General features: G+C 65.5%; 15 protein-coding genes and 2 tRNA genes. 6 read left to right on the forward strand and 11 right to left on the reverse strand.

What is annotated here, in order from left to right:
- Window positions 1–30: 30 nt before the first annotated feature.
- The 5 genes from ACEUEL_RS08120 (at window position 31) to ACEUEL_RS08140 (ending at window position 5,472) form a co-directional block, all read left to right on the forward strand.
- Complete coding sequence (locus ACEUEL_RS08120) at window positions 31–585, forward strand: polysaccharide biosynthesis/export family protein (protein WP_405703843.1); 555 nt, start codon at window positions 31–33, stop codon at window positions 583–585.
- A complete protein-coding gene (locus ACEUEL_RS08125; protein WP_405703844.1) occupies window positions 585–1,712 on the forward strand; it encodes a glycosyltransferase family 4 protein in 1,128 nt (375 codons plus the stop codon). Before ACEUEL_RS08120 ends, ACEUEL_RS08125 begins: the two co-directional genes overlap by 1 nt.
- 83 nt (window positions 1,713–1,795) lie before the next feature.
- Window positions 1,796–3,343 (forward strand): undecaprenyl-phosphate glucose phosphotransferase, encoded by a 1,548-nt coding sequence (locus ACEUEL_RS08130; protein ID WP_405703845.1) that lies wholly within the window; start codon window positions 1,796–1,798, stop codon window positions 3,341–3,343.
- A gap of 15 nt (window positions 3,344–3,358) precedes the next feature.
- A complete protein-coding gene (locus ACEUEL_RS08135) occupies window positions 3,359–4,675 on the forward strand; it encodes a lipopolysaccharide biosynthesis protein (protein WP_405703847.1) in 1,317 nt (438 codons plus the stop codon).
- Window positions 4,672–5,472 carry a glycosyltransferase gene (locus ACEUEL_RS08140; protein ID WP_405703848.1) on the forward strand — a complete coding sequence of 267 codons (801 nt, stop codon included), beginning with the start codon at window positions 4,672–4,674 and terminating at the stop codon, window positions 5,470–5,472. The genes ACEUEL_RS08135 and ACEUEL_RS08140 overlap by 4 nt, the downstream gene beginning before the upstream one ends.
- 385 nt (window positions 5,473–5,857) lie before the next feature.
- Here the strand turns inward: ACEUEL_RS08140 and ACEUEL_RS08145 are convergent, their stop codons facing one another.
- The 11 genes from ACEUEL_RS08145 to ACEUEL_RS08195 all read right to left on the reverse strand — a co-directional run bounded on the left by ACEUEL_RS08145 (window position 5,858) and on the right by ACEUEL_RS08195 (window position 16,873).
- The gene (locus tag ACEUEL_RS08145) at window positions 5,858–6,424 is read right to left on the reverse strand and encodes a transglutaminase-like cysteine peptidase (RefSeq protein ID WP_405703850.1); all 567 of its coding nucleotides are present in this window, start codon (window positions 6,422–6,424) and stop codon (window positions 5,858–5,860) included.
- 42 nt (window positions 6,425–6,466) lie between these two features.
- Window positions 6,467–7,198 carry a metallophosphoesterase family protein gene (locus ACEUEL_RS08150; RefSeq protein ID WP_405703852.1) on the reverse strand — a complete coding sequence of 244 codons (732 nt, stop codon included), beginning with the start codon at window positions 7,196–7,198 and terminating at the stop codon, window positions 6,467–6,469.
- A gap of 553 nt (window positions 7,199–7,751) precedes the next feature.
- Window positions 7,752–8,522: an ATP12 family chaperone protein gene (locus tag ACEUEL_RS08155; protein ID WP_405703853.1), complete on the reverse strand. Its 771-nt coding sequence runs from the start codon at window positions 8,520–8,522 to the stop codon at window positions 7,752–7,754.
- The gene (locus tag ACEUEL_RS08160) at window positions 8,522–9,193 is read right to left on the reverse strand and encodes an HAD-IA family hydrolase (RefSeq protein WP_405703854.1); all 672 of its coding nucleotides are present in this window, start codon (window positions 9,191–9,193) and stop codon (window positions 8,522–8,524) included. The genes ACEUEL_RS08155 and ACEUEL_RS08160 overlap by 1 nt, the downstream gene beginning before the upstream one ends.
- A gap of 195 nt (window positions 9,194–9,388) precedes the next feature.
- Window positions 9,389–9,464: transfer RNA gene (locus tag ACEUEL_RS08165), tRNA-Val, on the reverse strand.
- 148 nt (window positions 9,465–9,612) lie between these two features.
- A complete protein-coding gene (locus ACEUEL_RS08170) occupies window positions 9,613–9,891 on the reverse strand; it encodes an HU family DNA-binding protein (RefSeq protein ID WP_405703856.1) in 279 nt (92 codons plus the stop codon).
- Window positions 9,892–10,103: 212 nt separating this feature from the next.
- On the reverse strand, window positions 10,104–12,545 hold the full coding sequence (gene lon / locus ACEUEL_RS08175; RefSeq protein WP_405703857.1) for an endopeptidase La: 2,442 nt from the start codon (window positions 12,543–12,545) through the stop codon (window positions 10,104–10,106).
- A 333-nt stretch (window positions 12,546–12,878) separates the two neighbouring features.
- Window positions 12,879–14,150, reverse strand: a complete 1,272-nt coding sequence (gene clpX / locus ACEUEL_RS08180; protein ID WP_405703858.1) for an ATP-dependent Clp protease ATP-binding subunit ClpX — start codon at window positions 14,148–14,150, stop codon at window positions 12,879–12,881.
- A 370-nt stretch (window positions 14,151–14,520) separates the two neighbouring features.
- Window positions 14,521–15,156 carry an ATP-dependent Clp protease proteolytic subunit gene (locus tag ACEUEL_RS08185; RefSeq protein WP_405703860.1) on the reverse strand — a complete coding sequence of 212 codons (636 nt, stop codon included), beginning with the start codon at window positions 15,154–15,156 and terminating at the stop codon, window positions 14,521–14,523.
- Between the two features lie 160 nt (window positions 15,157–15,316).
- Complete coding sequence (tig, locus tag ACEUEL_RS08190) at window positions 15,317–16,666, reverse strand: trigger factor (RefSeq protein WP_405703861.1); 1,350 nt, start codon at window positions 16,664–16,666, stop codon at window positions 15,317–15,319.
- A gap of 122 nt (window positions 16,667–16,788) precedes the next feature.
- Window positions 16,789–16,873 (reverse strand) — tRNA-Leu (locus ACEUEL_RS08195).
- A 355-nt stretch (window positions 16,874–17,228) separates the two neighbouring features.
- Between ACEUEL_RS08195 and ACEUEL_RS08200 the strand changes: the two genes are divergently transcribed.
- Window positions 17,229–18,401, forward strand: coding sequence for a multicopper oxidase family protein (locus ACEUEL_RS08200; RefSeq protein ID WP_405703862.1), 1,173 nt, complete (start codon window positions 17,229–17,231; stop codon window positions 18,399–18,401).
- Window position 18,402 lies beyond the last annotated feature (1 nt).

An 18,402-nucleotide genomic window follows, 5' to 3' on the forward strand; every position in this document is an offset into this window, starting at 1 on the left:
CCCTATCGTCGTAGCCCACAGGGATTCTCCATGTTCATGCGCATCGCCGCGCTCGCTCTGGCGGCTCTCGTCGCGGCCTGCGGCATGCGTCCCGTGCCGCCACCCGTCATCGATACGGCATTCGAGGCGCCTTACACTCTCGATTCCGGGGACCGGCTGCGCGTCGTGGTGTTCGGCCAGGCGAGCTTGTCCAATACGTACACGGTCGACGCGTCCGGAAAGATCTCGATGCCGCTCATCGGCTTCGTCCAGGCGCGCGGGCTCACCACCGTCGAGCTGCAGCGCTCCATCCAGGCGAAGCTGCGCCAAGGCTACATGCGCGACCCGAACGTGGCGGTCGAAGTCGATACCTACCGCCCCTTCTTCATACTTGGCGAAGTGGCGCAGCCGGGGCAGTATCCTTACGTCAATGCCCTCACCGTCGAAACGGCCGTGGCGATCGGTGGCGGATTTACCCCGCGGGCTGTGAAGTCCGAGGCGGTCATCACCCGCAACATCGATGGGCGTCTGGTGAGTGCACGGGTGCCGTCGACCTATCCGGTGCGGCCGGGAGACACGATCGTGGTGCAGGAGCGCTGGTTCTGATGGGTCATTCCGGAACGCGGCCGCTGCGCATCCTCCATGTCTTTCGGGCTCCCGTCGGCGGCCTCTTCCGACACGTGCTGGACCTGGCATCCGGCCAGGCCGAACGGGGGCATCAGGTCGGACTGATCGCCGATTCCACCACCGGCGGGGAACGCGCCGAGGAGGCCCTGAGCCGGATCGCGCCGGCGCTCGATCTCGGCATCCTGCGCCTGCCGATGGACCGCCAGCCGGGCGGCAGGGACGTCTCGGCCATCCGGCAGACGGGGGCTCATGCCCGTCACCTCAAAGCCGATGTCGTGCACGGCCATGGCGCCAAGGGAGGCCTGTATGCCCGCCTGACGGATACTCCGGGGATCCGGGCCTATACGCCGCATGGCGGCAGCCTGAACTATTCACGGACGACGCCGGGCGGCTTCGTGTACCTGACCTGCGAATCGCTCCTGCGGCTGCGCACGGACGTCTTTCTGTTCGAGAGCGCCTACGCCCAGAACGTCTTCAAGAAAAAGGTGGGTGTGCCGCGCGGGGTCGCGCGGGTGGTCCACAACGGCATCGGCCCGAACGAATTCGAGCCCATCACGCCGAACGCCGACGCGACCGACCTGGTCTTCGTCGGCGAGTTCGCGACCCGCAAGGGCCTCGACATCCTGTTTCAGACGTTGGCCCTGCTCAACAACCGCGGACGACGGCTGACGCTCACCGCCATCGGCTCGGGACCCGAGGAAGCGGCGCTCAGAGGCCTCGTCACCCGGCTCGGACTGGCCGACCAGGTCACCTTCCACGCGCCGATGAGCGCCTGCAGGGCGTTCACGCTCGGGCGCATCCTTGTGGTGCCGTCGCGCGCCGAGTCGCTGCCCTATATCGTGCTGGAGAGCATTGCCGCGAGCGTTCCCATCATCGCGACCAACGTAGGTGGGATTTCGGAAATCTTCGGCGTCTATGCGGATTCCCTTGTTCCGGCCGGCGACGTCGAGGCGCTCGCCACCGCCGTGCTGACCGACCCGAACGTGCTCGCGGATCGCACGGCGCGCATCCGGCGGCGGGTGGAAGCGGGCTTCAATACAGATGCGATGTGTGACGGCATACTGGATGCTTATCGCGAAGCCTTGCAAAGGCGCGGCCTGCATTAAGGGTTCCGTGACGTCGCGCCTGTAATGTGCACTGCGACATGAGCCGACGGCATCGACCCGGCGGCCGCGACGGGACAGGCCAGATGAGCGACTCCAATTCGCGCGATGCGGTGCAGGCCGCCGCGGTCAGCGCAACGCCTGTGGGTTCATCGAGTCCCCTCGCCGAGACCGAACGGGATCTCGCCCCGATCGCGCGCGAGATCGCGGATCGGCCGGTCGTGCCCGCCATGTCGAGGGTCGTGCTGGCCGGCATCGTGCGGCTGGTCGACTTCGTTCTGATCGCCGTCGTCGGGACGGTGCTGCAGATTATCTATGTCTATCCGACGTACGGCCTCGACCCGTCCTATCCGGTCGCGATCGTGACGGTCGCCGTCCTCGCGGTGATGAGCTTCCAGATCGGCGGCATCTACCACGTCAGTGCGATGCGTCTCGTGGCACCGGAATTCGGCCGAATCGCCCTCGCCTGGACCGGCGTTTTTGCCGCGGCCCTCGCGATTGCCTTTTTCGGCAAGATGGAAGGCACGTTCTCGCGGGTATGGCTGGTCAGCTGGTACGGTGTCGGGCTGGTCGCACTGGCGCTGGATCGCATGATCCTGGCGCGGTACATCCGCAAGTGGATCGCCGACGGCCGGTTGATGCGCCGTGCGGTCATCGTCGGCGGCGGCGACAACGGCCTGTCGCTGATCAACGCGATGAAGCGGGACCAGCACAGCGACGTCGAAGTGATTGGTCTGTTCGACGATCGCAGCGACGACCGCTCCCCCGGCATTCTCGGCGGCGTCCCGAAGCTCGGCACCGTCAGCGACCTCGTCGAATTCGCCCGGCGTACCCGCATCGACCTGCTGATCGTCTCCCTGCCGGTCACCGCGGAAGAACGCGTGCTGACGATGCTGCGGAAATTGTGGGTGCTGCCGATCGACATCCGGCTGTCGGCGCACACCAGCCGCCTGCGCCTGCGTCCGCGCTCTTACTCGTATGTGGGCACGGTTCCGGTCCTCGACGTCTACGACAAGCCGATCGCGGACTGGGACGTCGTGCAGAAATGGCTGTTCGACCGTGTGGTGGGCGGACTGCTGCTGATTCTCGCCTCCCCCGTGATGCTGGCGGTCGCGCTCGCCGTGAAGTTCGACAGCCGCGGTCCGGTCTTCTTCAGGCAGCGCCGCTACGGCTTCAACAACGAGCTGATCGAGGTCTACAAGTTTCGCTCCATGTATGTGGACCAGAGCGACGTCACGGCCGCGCGGCTCGTCACACGCGGCGATCCCCGCGTGACCCGGGTCGGCCGTTTCATCCGCAAGACCAGCCTCGACGAGTTGCCTCAGCTCATCAACGTCGTCATCAAGGGCGATCTCTCGCTCGTCGGCCCCCGCCCGCACGCGATGCATGCCAAGGCCGACGACAGGCTCTACGACGAGGTGGTCGACGGCTATTTCGCGCGGCACCGGGTCAAGCCGGGGATCACCGGATGGGCCCAGATCAACGGCTGGCGGGGCGAGACCGACACGCGCGAGAAGATCCAGCGCCGCGTCGAATGCGATCTCTACTACATCGAAAACTGGTCGGTGATGTTCGACCTGTATATCCTGCTGCGCACGCCCTATGCGCTGCTGAAGACCGAAAACGCCTACTGACGGGCGTTATCTCGCATGACCGCTCTCAGCGCCATAACCCGCCGCCTCGATCTGCCATTGCTGGCGGCGGCGATCGCGACATCCGGGTTGAAGGTGGTGTCGGCCGTCTTGAACTACGGCCTGCTGATCCTGCTCGCCCGGATTCTGACGGTGGAGGATTTCGGGCTTTACGGAATGATCTTTTCAGCCTCGGTGCTCGTCGCCGCGGCGCTGATCTTCGGTCAGCCGGTGCTGATCCTCAAGAGCATACCCGAATATTCGGCCCGCTCGGACCCACCGCGGCAGAAGGGTGTGATCTTCTTCGGCTCGGCGGTGCTGCTCGCCACCTCCCTGCTCTTTCTCCTGCTGCTCTGGCTCGGCCATGTCGCGGGCCTGCTTCCGGCATTCCTGCGCGACAACGCGGTGCTCGGCGCGTTCGCCCTGCTGGCGATTGTCTACGCGCTCTCGGACTATAGCTGCAACCTGCTGCGGGCGTTCGGTTTCACCTGTCAGGGCATCGTGCCTCGCGACATCGTCTGGCGCCTCGCCACGATCGGCGTGCTCGTGATCCTTGCCCGCGGCGGAGCGTCGGTCAGCGTGCTCCAGGTGCTGGTCGCACTGGGCACCCTGCTCGGCCTGCTGGTCGCCTGGCAGTTCTGGCGCGTCTGGCGCATCGTCCAGCGAGACCTGCCGCAGCGCCCCGCCTTCGACGTACCGGCGTGGCGGACGGCTTCGTCCTGGATGGCCATCGGCTCGCTTCTCTTCGCCACCTCGGCGACGGTCGACACCATCATCGTCGGCTGGCTGCTCGGGACGCAGGATGCCGCCGTCTATTTCTCGGCGGCCCGCACGGCTGCGGTCTCGTCCCTCCTGCTGGTGGGCCTGCGGCTGATCGCGGCACCGGTCTTCGCGCATCTCCATTACGGCGAAAACCCGCAAGGGCTGCGTACCAAGATCGAGCTCGTCTATGCGCTCAGCGCGGCGACGGCGGCCCTCGTCGGCGTGGCGGCCTTCGTGTTCGCACCGGAAATCATGCGGGTCTTCGGTGCCGAGTATGCCGCGGGCATCTTGCCCTTCCGCATGCTGGTGGTGGGCCTTTCCATCGCCACGGCCGGCGGCATGTCCTCCTCGATCCTTGAATCGACCGGGGGCGAGAGGCTCAATGCCCGCATCCTTCTCCTGACGCAGGCCGCCACCGCCCTCGCCGTCGCCGTCGGCGCCTATGTGGGAGGGCTCTACGGCGCGGCGCTCGCCAAGGCCGCCTGCGTGGCGCTTGAGGCGGTCTGGCTTTCCGTCTGCGTCTTTGCGCGTCTCACCTCGCGCCCCGCTCCCACATCCGGAACCGCCGCATGAAGACGAGCGACACCGCCTTCCTGATGCCCGCCTACAATCCCGAACCGGGCATTCTCGACGCCGCGGTGGCCCCGCTGCTGGCGCAGACCCGGGCTGCCGACCTGATCATCGTCGACGACGGGTCGACGATACCCGTCGTCTCGCTCCTGCCGGAGGACCCGCGCATCACCGTCCTGCGCCTCGACACCAATGTCGGAGTGACGGAAGCGCGGAACGTGGCGCTGCGCTACATTCTGGAACAGGGCTACGAATTCATCGCCTGCATCGACAGCGACGACATCAGCCGAACGGATCGCATGGCGATCCAGGTCGGGGCTCTGGAGGCCGATCCGGCGCTCGACCTCGTGGGTTCGATGGCGCCCACCGTGGACCGCGACGGGCGTGTGCTGTTCACACGCGGGACGGCGGGCGGTGCCGACGCGGTGCTGAAACGGCTCCGGCGCAACCTGCCCTTTGCCCACTCGACTTTCTGTTTCCGACGGCGCGTCGTGGAGCGGTTCGGGTTCTATTCGACCGACTTTCCCGCGGCAGAGGATTACGAGTATCTCTTCCGCATCGTCGCCGGCGGCGGCAAGGTCGATTGCCTGCCCGACCCGCTCGTCACCTACTTGATCAATCCAGACGGCATCTCGTCGCGCAACCGTCGCCTGCAGATCCGCACGCGGCTGAAGACGCAGTGGCGCTATTTCGACTGGAAAACGCCGGGATCCTATCTGGCCGTCGCGGAAAGCCTGGCGACGCTGCTGATACCCGCTCGCGTGGTGATGGCGGTCAAGCGCGCCATCGGCCGCGTGTAGCCATGGAGCGGACCGATCGATGACGATCGGCAGGCAAAGCGGGCGGGCTCGCGCAGGAGCCTGCCCGTCACAGGTCAGAGCAGATGCCAGACCTGAAGGCTGAGCGCGATGATCCCTGCCCAGATGGCGCCAGACGCGACGGTAGCCGACGTGAGAACAACAGCGAGCTTCATCGTGACCCTCTTACGCACACGCCCGCATTTCCGCGTCGCCGGATCCCTCCGGGACGTCATTGACGCTGAAATGCTGCAATTGCGAGCATAAACGCCCCCGAGGGCCTTCGATGCAAGGCGGAAAGCGTCCCGAACGGCCTTGAGAGAGCGTTTTCGACTCGGCGTGGTGCAGATTGGCCACAATTGATGCTGCATTGCAGCATTCCAGCACCTCACCGGTCCAGTGCAGCCCACTGGTTCGGATTCGAGGAGGATTGGCGGGACATGAAGGTATAGGGGGTGTCGACCCATTCGAGAATTCGGCTCGTATTGTTATCGAGGACGAACTCTCCACGGTCGGTGCGGACCGTCAGAAGCGAATGGCCACGCCCATCCGGCGCCACGACCACCGTCACCAGCAGCGCCCCCGGCGGCCAGCCGCGCTCCACAAGCCGCTTGCGCTTGAGCAAGACGAAGTCCTCGCAGTCGCCTTCGTCGACCGGCAGCGACCACACATCCCCGACCGGATCGTCGACATAGCGTATCTCGCTATTGACCCGACGATTGACCAGCTCCAGCTCCTTCCAGAGCCGTTCCGTGAGGACGACGGGACGGGTGCGGGGGACGGAGCGGCACTCCCCCGGCCATGAGATACAGAATGCCTTCCAGCCATCCGGCGCTGGAATGGACCCCACCTCGATCATGATACGGTGGCCCTCGGGATTCGCCGGCACGAGTTCCGCCCGCACAGCGCTGGCCAGAAGCAACACGGCAACACCTGTTGCGATCACCGTCCTCATGGCATTCCTTCCCGACAGCGCCCGCGCGTCAAAACGGATCGTCTAGAGCGATGCCGTCAAGCTGTGGATGCCCGCCTCTTCGAGCACGACGCAGGTCAGTCGTCCACTGCGGTAGGCGCCTGTGTCGACGTTGATGCGGTTCGGCTGAACCTCGATCTCGGCGACGGGCGTGTGTCCGTGAACGACGATGCGGCCGAAATCCTCCTGGGAAGCCAGAAACTCGTCGCGGATCCAGAGGAGATCGTTCGGCTGCTGCTGGGCAAGGGCAACGCCCGGCCGCACGCCGGCGTGACAAAGGAAATAGTGTGGCGTCATCACCGCAAGCGGAAGCGACGTCAAGAATCTCTTGTGTTCCTCCGGCAGCAGCCAGTTCATGGTTTCGGCCGCGGCCGTATATCCCTTGCCGATCATAACCTGCGACACCGGGACACTGTAGGATGCGAGCGTCTCGACCCCGCCCTGCCGGCACCAACCCGACGCATTTCGCGGGTGCACAAGGAAAGAGAGGAACATGTCCTCGTGATTGCCACGCAGGGGGATGAAGGGAACGGGAAACGGATTGCGGGACAGGCGCTGCAGCACACCGCGCGACGCCGGCCCACGGTCGATATAGTCGCCGAGCGTGACAACGACGGCGCCTTCGGCACCGTAGGCGGCGATGTCTTCTGCAATGAGTTCGATCATCCGGTCGAGGAGATCGAGGCACCCGTGGATATCGCCGATGGCATAGATCCGGCGCGGCGCTTTCGCCCCGTCCAGCACGACAATCTTCACTATGCCACACTCCCGCCCGTCCCCACGTGTGGAGCTAGCACAACGGAAGGATCATGTTTTTTTGGCGGCGCTGAAGGTAACTGGACCCGCATGCGTCACTGAGGACGGCGGGACTCCATCGGCCAGATACAGGGCAAGCCCTCGGCCATCGGCGGCCGGACGACCCGTTTAGACCGCAAGATCAATGCCTGGATCGCCGGTCAGTATCGCCCAGCAGCCAGATGAAAGCCCAATGCGCGGCCCCGACGACAACCGCCAGCGGATACGGCACCCATGTGGGGATAAGCGCATAAGGATGCCCCGGCCGCAGACGCAAGCGTCTCTGACTCGCCTGCTGAGCCTCATAGCGAGCTCGGCGTGCGCTCATCTTTTCTAACGTACGGTCAGGCCCAGCCATGGTAAAATCATAATTCAAACTGTTCGCACCTGCAACATGCCCAAGCAATTGAATGGCAAAAAATGCCGATCCGCAACGATGTCATACGGCACTCGACGAAATTAGTTTAAAAATACATTCAATTGTTTGGTGAGCCTCCCGGTGAGGTCCGCCCCGTCAGTCGGGTTGCGCTAGAAGCCTAACGGCTGCATCGAACTCGCGGCGACGAAGGTCACGGCGTGCCATGGCCTCCTCGTCTTCACCCCAAACCGCGATCTGGAATTCCTCGTCGACATGGGCCGCGTTCCACGCTGTTTCACCGGCCACCTGCCCTTTCCAGACACCGAAGGCCAGCAACGCCGATCCGGTCAGCGTCGTCATCGAACTCAGGCCTGCCAGGGTAAGCGGCTGCCTCGGCAGAAGCGCCGCGAAGGTTGCCAGCGTCGCCTCGGGCTGCGCCACGAACATCACACCTTCCCCCAGAACGAAGCGCAGGCCAAACATCTCGCGCAGCCATGAGAGGATGGGATCCCAGGCCTGCGCCTGCCGTTCCACCAGTGAGCGGGGCTCACCCGCCCGATAGCACAGCAGATCCGAACCGGCGTAGCGGGCAATCTCCTCCGCAACGGCTGCGGGATTGTCGGCCACCCCGTCGATGGCCGAATTGACCAGTCGGGTCAGAGGCATCAGAGCCGGATCGATTACCGTCTGCTGGCTGTCCCATTCGGCGGCGACGGCATTCGCCAGATCCGCGTCCGGAAGGCACAGAGGGCGCCGCGCCGGCGTCTTGACGCCGCGCCCGTCCAGCACGACGCGAAAGGCATCCCCTTCCGCCATGACCCCCGCGGCTGCATAAAAGCGCTTCGGCAGCGGCGGTCGCATGGCCGTCTGAGCCGCGCGCATGGAATTGGGCGGGCCGTCCTGCTCCGGCGCGTCACGGTTGGGCATCAGTTCGGCTCCTGCCACAGGCCGGTAACGAGGGGAACAAGTTGCGGCGCCTCATCTACCAGGAATTCGGCACCGGCGGCCTGTAGGGCGATGCGGGAATGGTAACCCCAGGTCACGCCCAGCGCACGGATGCCCCCGGCGCGGGCCATCGCCATGTCGAAACCGGTATCGCCGATCAGGGCCGCTCGATCCGCAGACACGCCGCTTTCCGCCAGCGCCCGATGGACCATTTCCGGATGTGGCTTGGAGCGCGCATCATCGGCGGTCTGGATGGTCACAAACCACCCGGACAGACCGTGCCGTTCGAGCAGCGCGGTGACGCCGCGGCGCGATTTCCCGGTCGCAATGCCCAGCAACACGTCGTCGCGCCGGTGCAACTCGTCGAGCACCTCCCACATCCCCGGGAACAGCGGCTCATGGAAGGCCTCCTGGCGCCGCAGTTCGTTGAACGCTTCGCGATACCGGGTCGCCAGAGTCTCGACGGGAAACGCCGGATCCCCTTCGCCGAGTTCCTGCATGGCTTCGGGCAGCGACAGCCCGACGATGCTGAGAATGCGCGACCGTGTCGGCGGCGCCAGCGACAGGCTCGCAAAGGCCGTCTCCATAGCGCTGACGATGAGGTGCTGGCTGTCAACGAGCGTGCCGTCGCAGTCGAAAAGAACGAGCTTCACTGTTCCGCCCTACGCCTGGACAGGCACGTCCGACGGCATTTCCCGAACGCCTACCCTGAGGGTTGCACCGCTAGCGCTATTAGCTGGGCAGCTCAAGCGCTGCAGGAGCTTTGTGCGGCAAGGATGTTGGCGCACTGGGTCCCGGAACGCCTGTGCCCGGCGTGCGGGCAAGCGGGGCATAGTACCGTTTCGGATTGGTGGGCGGTGACGGGCTCGAACCGCCGACCCTCTCGGTGTAAACGAGATGCTCTACCAACTGAGCTAACCGCCCGGACGGGTGCCGGCGTGGCCCGCCGGCACCTATAGACGCCATGCCCCCTTTCCCGCAAGCAAACGGGGCGGCACGGCAGCCTCGCCGTCGTCGAACGGGGCGGTCCGGCGCGAAACCGCCAGCACGCCCCGTCACACGGTGACGTCGATCAACCGTTGACGATGTCCTTGAGGCCCTTGCCGGGCGTAAACTTGGGCGCCTTGGAGGCCTCGATCTTCACCGGGTTGCCCGTACGCGGATTGCGGCCTTCGCGAGCGGCGCGGGTGACGACCGAGAACGACCCGAAGCCGATGAGCTTGACTTCCTCGCCGGCCTTCAGGGAGGCGGCAATGGCGTCGAAGGTCGCGTCGACCGCGGCGGCGGCGACGGTCTTGCTGAGCTTCGCCTGCTCGGCCACTGCGGCGATGAGTTCATTCTTCGTGGTCATGCGACCTGTCCTTCTTTTCATTGCACATAGAATCGACGGCCAATGCGGCCGATGAGCGGGCCGGAAGCTTCCCGCAAATTGCGGCGATTGCAAGCACGCCAACCCTAAAACCCGCACAAATACACGTTTTCCGGCAGATCGATGGCCTTAAAATACCACAGGCGGCACCGTGAGGGTGCCGCCTGCAATTTAGGCGATTTATGTGCCCGAGATCAGTGCGCCGCGACACCGCCCTTGTCGTCGAAGGCAACCGCCGGCTCGACCTCGACAACACCCGCCTTGTCGAGCTTCTCTTCCCAGGTTATCCGCTCGGGAACGCGCACGAGAGCGTGGCTCAGCACCTCGTCCATCCGCGACACCGGCACGATTTCCAGACCATTCTTCACGTTGTCCGGAATGTCGGTCAGGTCCTTAGCGTTTTCCTCCGGGATGAGCACCTTCTTGATGCCGGCGCGCAGGGCGGCGAGCAGCTTCTCCTTCAGCCCGCCGATGGGCAACACCCGGCCGCGCAAGGTGATCTCGCCCGTCATGGCGACATCGCGGCGGATCGGAATGCCGGTCAGCACCGAGGTGAGCACGGTCGCCATCGCGACACCGGCAGACGGGCCGTCCTTCGGGGTCGCCCCCTCCGGCACGTGGACGTGAATGTCCCGCTTGTCGAACAGCGGCGGCTCGATGCCGAAATCAAGCGCGCGCGAGCGGACATAGGAGGCCGCCGCCGAGATCGATTCCTTCATCACATCGCGCAGATTGCCGGTGACCGTCATCTTGCCCTTGCCGGGCATCATGACGCCTTCGATCGTCAGCAGTTCGCCGCCGACCTCGGTCCAGGCTAGGCCGGTGACGACGCCGACCTGATCCTCGCCCTCCATCTCGCCATAGCGGAACCGCGGCGCACCGAGATAATCCTCGAGCGTCTTGCCGGTCACCTTCACCGTCTTCTTCTTCGAGAGCATCAGCTCCTTCACCGCCTTGCGGGCGAGGTTGGAGATCTCGCGCTCGAGATTGCGCACGCCCGCTTCCCGCGTGTAGCGGCGGATCAGCGAGAGCAGCGCCTCGGCGTCGATCGACCATTCCTTCGACTGCAGTCCGTGCTTGGTGAGCGCCGACGGGATCAGGTGCTTGCGCGCGATCTCGACCTTCTCGTCTTCGGTGTAGCCGGCGATGCGGATCACCTCCATGCGGTCGAGCAGGGGCGCCGGGATGTTGAGCGTGTTCGCCGTCGTCACGAACATCACGTTCGAGAGGTCGTAGTCCACCTCCAGATAGTGGTCGTTGAAGGTCGAGTTCTGCTCGGGGTCCAGCACTTCAAGCAGGGCCGAGGACGGATCGCCGCGGAAGTCGGCACCCATCTTGTCGATCTCGTCGAGCAGGAACAGCGGGTTCGACTTCTTCGCCTTGCGCATCGACTGGATGACTTTGCCGGGCATCGAGCCGATATAGGTGCGCCGGTGGCCGCGGATCTCCGCCTCGTCCCGCACGCCGCCGAGCGACATGCGCACATATTCGCGCCCCGTCGCCTTGGCGATCGAGCGGGCCAGCGAGGTCTTGCCGACGCCGGGCGGGCCGACAAGGCACAGGATCGGGCCGGTGAGCCGGTTCTGCCGCGTCTGCACGGCCAGATATTCGACGATGCGCTCCTTGACCTTGTCGAGGCCGTGATGGTCGGAATCGAGCACGTCCTGGGCGAATTTGAGGTCCTTCTTGACCTTGCTCTTCGCGCTCCACGGGATCGACAGCATCCAGTCGAGATAATTGCGCACCACGGTGGCCTCGGCCGACATCGGCGACATCTGGCGCAGCTTCTTCAGCTCGTGCGTCGCCTTCTCGCGGGCTTCCTTGGTGAACTTGGTGGTCTTGATGCGCTCTTCCAGTTCGGCAAGCTCGTCGCGACCGTCCTCGCCGTCGCCGAGCTCCTTCTGGATCGCCTTCATCTGCTCGTTCAGGTAGTACTCGCGCTGCGTCTTCTCCATCTGGCGCTTGACGCGCGAGCGGATGCGCTTCTCCACCTGGAGAACGGAAATCTCGCTCTCCATCAGCGCCAGCACCTTCTCGAGGCGCGCGGGCACCTTGAGGATCTCCAGCGCCGCCTGCTTCTCGGGGATCTTCACCGCGAGATGCGAGGCCACCGTGTCCGCCAGCTTGGAATGGTCATCGATCTGGGTGACGACGCCCACCACCTCCGGCGAGACCTTCTTGTTGAGCTTCACATAGCTCTCGAACTCGCTGACCACCGAGCGGGCGAGCGCCTCCGCTTCGACCTTCGCGCCCGGATCTTCCTCCAGCGCGCTGGCCTCCGCCTCATAGAGGTCGGTGCGGTCGGTGTAATGGTCGACGCGGGCGCGCGAGATGCCCTCGACGAGAACCTTCACGGTGCCGTCGGGCAGCTTGAGCAGCTGCAGCACCGAGGCGAGCGTGCCGATCTTGTAGATCGATTCCGGGTTCGGGTCGTCGTCGGAGGCGTTCTCCTGCGTGGCCAGCAGAATGAACGTGTCGTTGCGCATCACCTCCTCGAGGGCGCGGATCGACTTCTCACGCCCGACGAACAGGGGAACGATCATGTGCGGGAAGACGACGATGTCCCGGAGCGGCAGAACCGGGAAGGTCTGCGGAACGCCGGGCGTCAGCGCGGTTTTCGGCTTCTGACTCGTCATGGCCCATTCCTTTCAGTTGGCGGGCGACAGGGCGCCGCGTACGTCCTGCGCACGCAAGAACCGAGCCGGGCCGCAAGGCGGCCGGAACGCGAACGGAAATCTCGGTGCGGGAGCGGATGATGTCGCGAAGGGCACGTCGATGCGGTCGCAGACCGGGGATCGAGTGTGAGATGGCGACGCGTTGACCGGCCGTCAAGGGAGTGCGCTGCGAGTCCCGAAGGTGTCGTATGGCCACCCGCGATGCACGTGGGGCCGCCGCGACCGGCCGTATTGACGAAAAGGAAAGCGGGCGGCCGCACCATCGGGCCGCCCGCTCTTGCTATGTCGCTGGCGTCAAGCACTCGCACCGGCGTCGCCTGCGGCGACGGCGCGATCCGCGTAGATATACAGCGGGCGAGCGCCCTGCTCGACGACCTCCTTGGAGATCACCACCTCCTCGACGCCTTCGAGGCCCGGCAGGTCGAACATGGTGTCGAGCAGGATACCTTCCATGATCGAACGCAGGCCGCGCGCGCCGGTCTTGCGCTCGATGGCCTTGCGCGCGATGGCGCCAAGGGCTTCCTCGTGGATGGTGAGTTCCACATTCTCCATCTCGAACAGGCGCTGGTATTGCTTCACCAGCGCGTTCTTGGGCTCGGCCAGGATCTTCTTCAACGCCGCCTCGTCGAGATCCTCGAGCGTCGCGATCACCGGCAGGCGACCGATGAACTCGGGGATCAGGCCGTACTTCAGCAGGTCCTCGGGCTCGACCTCGCGGAACACCTCGCCGGGGCGACGCTCGTCGGGGGCCGCCACGACCGCGCCGAAGCCGATCGAGGTGCCCTTGCCGCGCGAGGAGATGATCTTGTCGAGCCCGGCGAAGGCGCCGCCGCAGATGAACAGGATGTTGGTCGTGTCCACCTGCAGGAATTCCTGCTGCGGATGCTTGCGCCCGCCCTGCGGGGGCACGGAGGCGACCGTGCCTTCCATGATCTTCAGCAGCGCCTGCTGCACGCCCTCGCCCGACACGTCCCTCGTAATGGAGGGGTTGTCGGACTTGCGGCTGATCTTGTCGATCTCGTCGATATAGACGATGCCGCGCTGCGCCCGCTCGACATTGTAGTCGGCGGACTGGAGCAGCTTGAGGATAATGTTCTCCACATCCTCGCCGACATAGCCGGCCTCGGTCAGCGTCGTCGCGTCCGCCATGGTGAAGGGCACGTCGAGGATGCGGGCAAGCGTCTGCGCGAGCAGCGTCTTGCCCGAGCCGGTCGGCCCGATCAGCAGGATGTTGGACTTGGCGAGCTCGACATCGCCATGCTTGGTCGCGTGGTTGAGGCGCTTGTAGTGATTGTGGACCGCGACCGACAGCACGCGCTTAGCGTGAAACTGGCCGATCACATAGTCATCCAGAACCTTGCAAATCTCCTTCGGCGTCGGGATGCCGTCGCGCGACTTCACCAGCGAGGATTTGTTCTCCTCGCGGATGATGTCCATGCACAGCTCCACGCATTCGTCGCAGATGAAGACGGTCGGTCCCGCGATGAGCTTGCGGACCTCATGCTGGCTCTTGCCGCAGAACGAGCAGTAAAGGGTGTTCTTGCTGTCGCTGCCAACCTTGCTCATGCCGTCTCTCCGTGCGCTCGGCCTTGGCGGCCCACCGGGCCGCAAGCGCCTAACTCTCATCGGCCGGCGCCTCGTCCCGGATCGGGACGCAACGACGACCCTACTTCGCCGACAGAAGGCCGCGACCTGTGGTCGAACCGAATCTGCCTCGTCTGACCACCTAAGAGCTTCTCCTTCAAAAAAGACATTAACATCGATACCGCCAGGGCGATCTTCGTGTCACTGCCTCCCTTGCCGATCCACTCCGCTTCCGCGGAAGACCGCCCCCGCCATGCAAGCGCGATACCGCACCGCACGCAAGGGCGAGCCCCCCAGGTTCGCCTCATATAGGAACAAGGCGTGACTTCCGAAACACGCTGTCAAACGCGCGTCATGCCTTTGCGACAGGCTCGTCCGACGGACGCTTGTCGATCACGTTGTCTATGAGGCCGAACGACTTGGCCGCATCCGAGGTCATGAAATTGTCGCGCTCGAGCGCGTCCTCGACCGCCTGAAGCGCCTGGCCGGTATGTTTCACATAGATTTCATTCAGGCGCCGCTTGAGGCTTTCGACCTCCTTGGCATGGATCAGAATGTCGGTCACCTGGCCCTGATAGCCGCCAGACGGCTGGTGCACCATGATTCGCGCATTCGGCAGGGCGAAACGCATGCCCTTCTCGCCGGCGGTGAGCAGCAGCGAGCCCATGGATGCCGCCTGGCCGATGCACAGGGTCGAGACGGCCGGCTTGATGAACTGCATGGTGTCGTAGATGGCGAGGCCCGATGTCACCACCCCGCCCGGGGAGTTGATGTACATCGAGATTTCCTTCTTCGGGTTTTCGGCTTCGAGGAAGAGCAGCTGGGCGACCATCAGGGTCGACATGCCGTCCTCGACCGGGCCGGTCAGGAAGATGATGCGCTCCTTCAGCAGGCGCGAGTAGATGTCGTAGGAACGCTCGCCACGGTTGGTCTGCTCGACCACCATGGGAACGAGATAATTCATGTAGGTATCGATCGGGTCACGCATCTCATGATCCTCGGCGGGCGGGCCCTATGCCCCTGCCCGCGAATCCGGGTTCGCCCCAACATAGTGGGAAAGCGCGCCCCCACCAGCCCCCATCAATGCAAACGGCCGGATGCTGGCATCCGGCCGTCGCACGTGCGTCATGTCGACGAAGCTGGGCCGATCAGGCCTTGGCTTCCTCGTCATCGGCGTAGAGCTCTTCGCGGGTGACCGGCTTCTCGGTCACCTTGGCCAGCTCCAGCAGATAGTCGACGACCTTCTCTTCGAAGATCGGCGCGCGCAGGCTGGCAAGAGCCTGCGGGTTCTGCCGATAGTAGTCCCACACCTGCTGCTCCTGGCCCGGGAACTGGCGGGCGCGGTCGACGACCGCGCGCGTCACCTCGTCCTCGGCGACCTGGATGTTGTTGGCCTCGCCGATCTCGGCGAGCACCAGGCCGAGGCGCACGCGGCGCTCGGCGATCTTGCGGTAATCCTCGCGGGCCGCCTCTTCGGTGGTGCCCTCATCCGCAAAGGTCCGGTTCTGCTGGGTCATCTCGCCCTGCACCGAATTCCAGATACCCTCGAACTCCTGCGCAGCGAGCGTGGGCGGCACCTCGAACTGGTGGAGCGCGTCGAGCGCGTCGAGCAGGCGGCGCTTCACCTTGGCACGGCTGGCGGCGGTGTGCTCCTGCGCGATGCGGCTCTTCACCTGCTCCTTGAGCTGGTCGAAGCTCTCGAGGCCGAGCGTCTTGGCGAACTCGTCGCCAGCCGGGACCTCGCCCGCGCCCTCGACCTTGCTGGCGGTCACTTCAAAGGAAGCGGCCTTGCCGGCCAGATTCTTGGCCTGGTAGTTCTCAGGGAAGGTGACGTTGACCGTGCGGGCGTCGCCGGCCGCGATGCCCACCAGCTGATCCTCGAAGCCGGGAATGAAGCTGTTCGAGCCCAGCACCACAGGCACGTCCTCGGCGCTGCCGCCGTCGAACTTCTCGCCCTCGAGCGTACCGACGAAGGACACGGTGACGCGATCGCCATTGGCGGCGGCGCCTTCCTTGTCGGCGAACGGGCGATTGGCCTCGGCGATACGCCCCACGGCCTCGTCGACCTCAGCGTCGGTGACGTCCAGCACCGGGCGCTCCAGCTCGATGCTCTTGAAGTCGCCGAGCGTGATGGCCGGCAGCACCTCGATGCCGACGGTGTAGGACAGGTCGGCCTTGCCCTCGATCACTTCCTTGACCGCATCCTCGTCCTGCGGCAGTTCGACCTTGGGCTGCATGGCGAGCTTGAAGCCGCGCTCCTCGACGATCTTGCCGTTGGCCTCGTTCACCGCCTGGTCGATGACCTCGGCGAGAACCGACTTGCCATAGAGCCGCTTCAGATGCGCCAGCGGCACCTTGCCCGGCCGGAAGCCGTTGATGCGGACGCGATCCTTCAGCTCGGCCAGCCGCGTATTCGCCTTGGCGTCGAGTTCGGCGGCGGGAAGCACGACGCGGAACTCGTGCTTGAGGCCTTCGGCGAGTGTTTCGGTGACCTGCATCGGTATCGAGCCTTCAGCTTCGCCGCATCACGCGGCTTCTTCGTCCATATTGGAGGACGCGGCGGACGCCGTCGGCCTCGTTGATCGAGTTCGACCGGCAACGATCAGCGGGGAGAGGGTACTGGTGCGGGCGGAGGGTTTCGAACCCCCACGACTTGCGTCACGGGAACCTAAATCCCGCGCGTCTACCAGTTCCGCCACGCCCGCGGTCGCGCCAGAGCCATGATATACGCCGCATCACAACGGCATGAATCAAGGCACGGTCACCGCAAGGGTGCCGCCGGCCGGGTGCGGGCTTATAGCATGACCTCCGCGCCGCGCCAGCCCAAAATGACACGGCTGCCGATGCGGCAAGGGCATGGCAAGGACGGTCTCGCGAGAACGCACTCCCCGGCGCACGACGGGCTGCCGCTGTGTCGGCCTTGCCCTTGTCCTCGTATCGACCGAGACTGAACGTATGCAGCCTCGCGTGCCCCAGCGCCTCTCGTCCCCGTCGCGCCGCTCGGTTCTCGCCGGGCTTGCCGCAGCCGCGATCGCACCGGCTGGATTGACCCAAGGGGCGATGGCCGCCGGTCCCCTCACCCTCGCCGCCGAGCCGGGCAGCGCGCGGCTGCTGGGGCCGAACCAACCCGCGACGGACCTCTTCACGTATGGCGGAGCCCTCACCGGACCGGTGCTGCGAGCCAGCGCCGGCGGCGAACTCGCCCTCACCTTTCGCAACGGTCTGCCTGAGGCGACCACGCTCTGCTGGGGTGGCCTGCCGGTGCCCAATGCGCTGCTGGGCGTGCCGGACGTCGCCGGAACGGCCATCGTGCCGGGACAGACGGCAGAGATCCGCTTTCCCACCCCGACAGCCGGTACGTTCCTGTTCAGCCCCTTCGACCCCAGCCAAATGGGACGGGGGCTCGCCGGCGCCCTGGTCATCGAGGAGGCGGGCCCGCCCGCCACCGATCGCGATGTCGTCCTGCTGGTCCAGGATTGGCGCCTTGCGCCTGACGAGCGCGTCCACCTCACCGTCAACGGGGCCCCTGCCCCGCGCCTGCCGGTGCGCGCCGGCGAGCGCGTCCGGCTGCGCTTCGTCAACGCCACACGAGGCCTGTTCCTGCCGATTCGCCTCGCAGGCGGCACCAGTTGGATCATCGCCATCGACGGCCGGCCGGCCGAGCCGTTCGCTCCCGCGGAGGGACGCCTGCTGATGGCGCCGGGCGGCCGTGTCGATCTGCTGGTCGACGTTCCGGGTCAGCCGGGCGCCGAGCAACCGATCGTCGTCGAGACGCCGGATGGCGACGTGCCTCTCGCCACGCTCGCCAGCGGCGACGAGCCGCCGCTGCGCCCCGCGCCCCTCGCCCCGCCAGCGCCGCTGCCCGGAGGCGACGGCCCGGTCGCACTGGCGAACGCCGCTCGCGTCGCGCTCGAATTCGGCGAGCCCATCGCCACGATGTTCGGGCGCGACCCACTGCTGACGGTAACACGAAACCGGACCGTCGTACTCGCACTCACCAACCGATCCGAACATGCCGCCTCGGTGCGGCTCTACGGGCATGCCGCTCGTCTTCTCGATTCGCTCGACGATGGCTGGAAGCCGTGGTGGCATGATTGCGTCGGGGTCGCCCCCGGCCGAACGGTGCGGCTCGCCTTCGTCGCCGCCGCGCCCGGCCGCTGGCCCATCGTCGTCCGTCGCGGCGGCGACGACGCGCCCCTGGCGCTCGGGTGGTTCGAGACCGCCGCGAAATAAC

Source organism: Ancylobacter terrae (genome assembly GCF_045108345.1).
Lineage (GTDB): Bacteria > Pseudomonadota > Alphaproteobacteria > Rhizobiales > Xanthobacteraceae > Ancylobacter.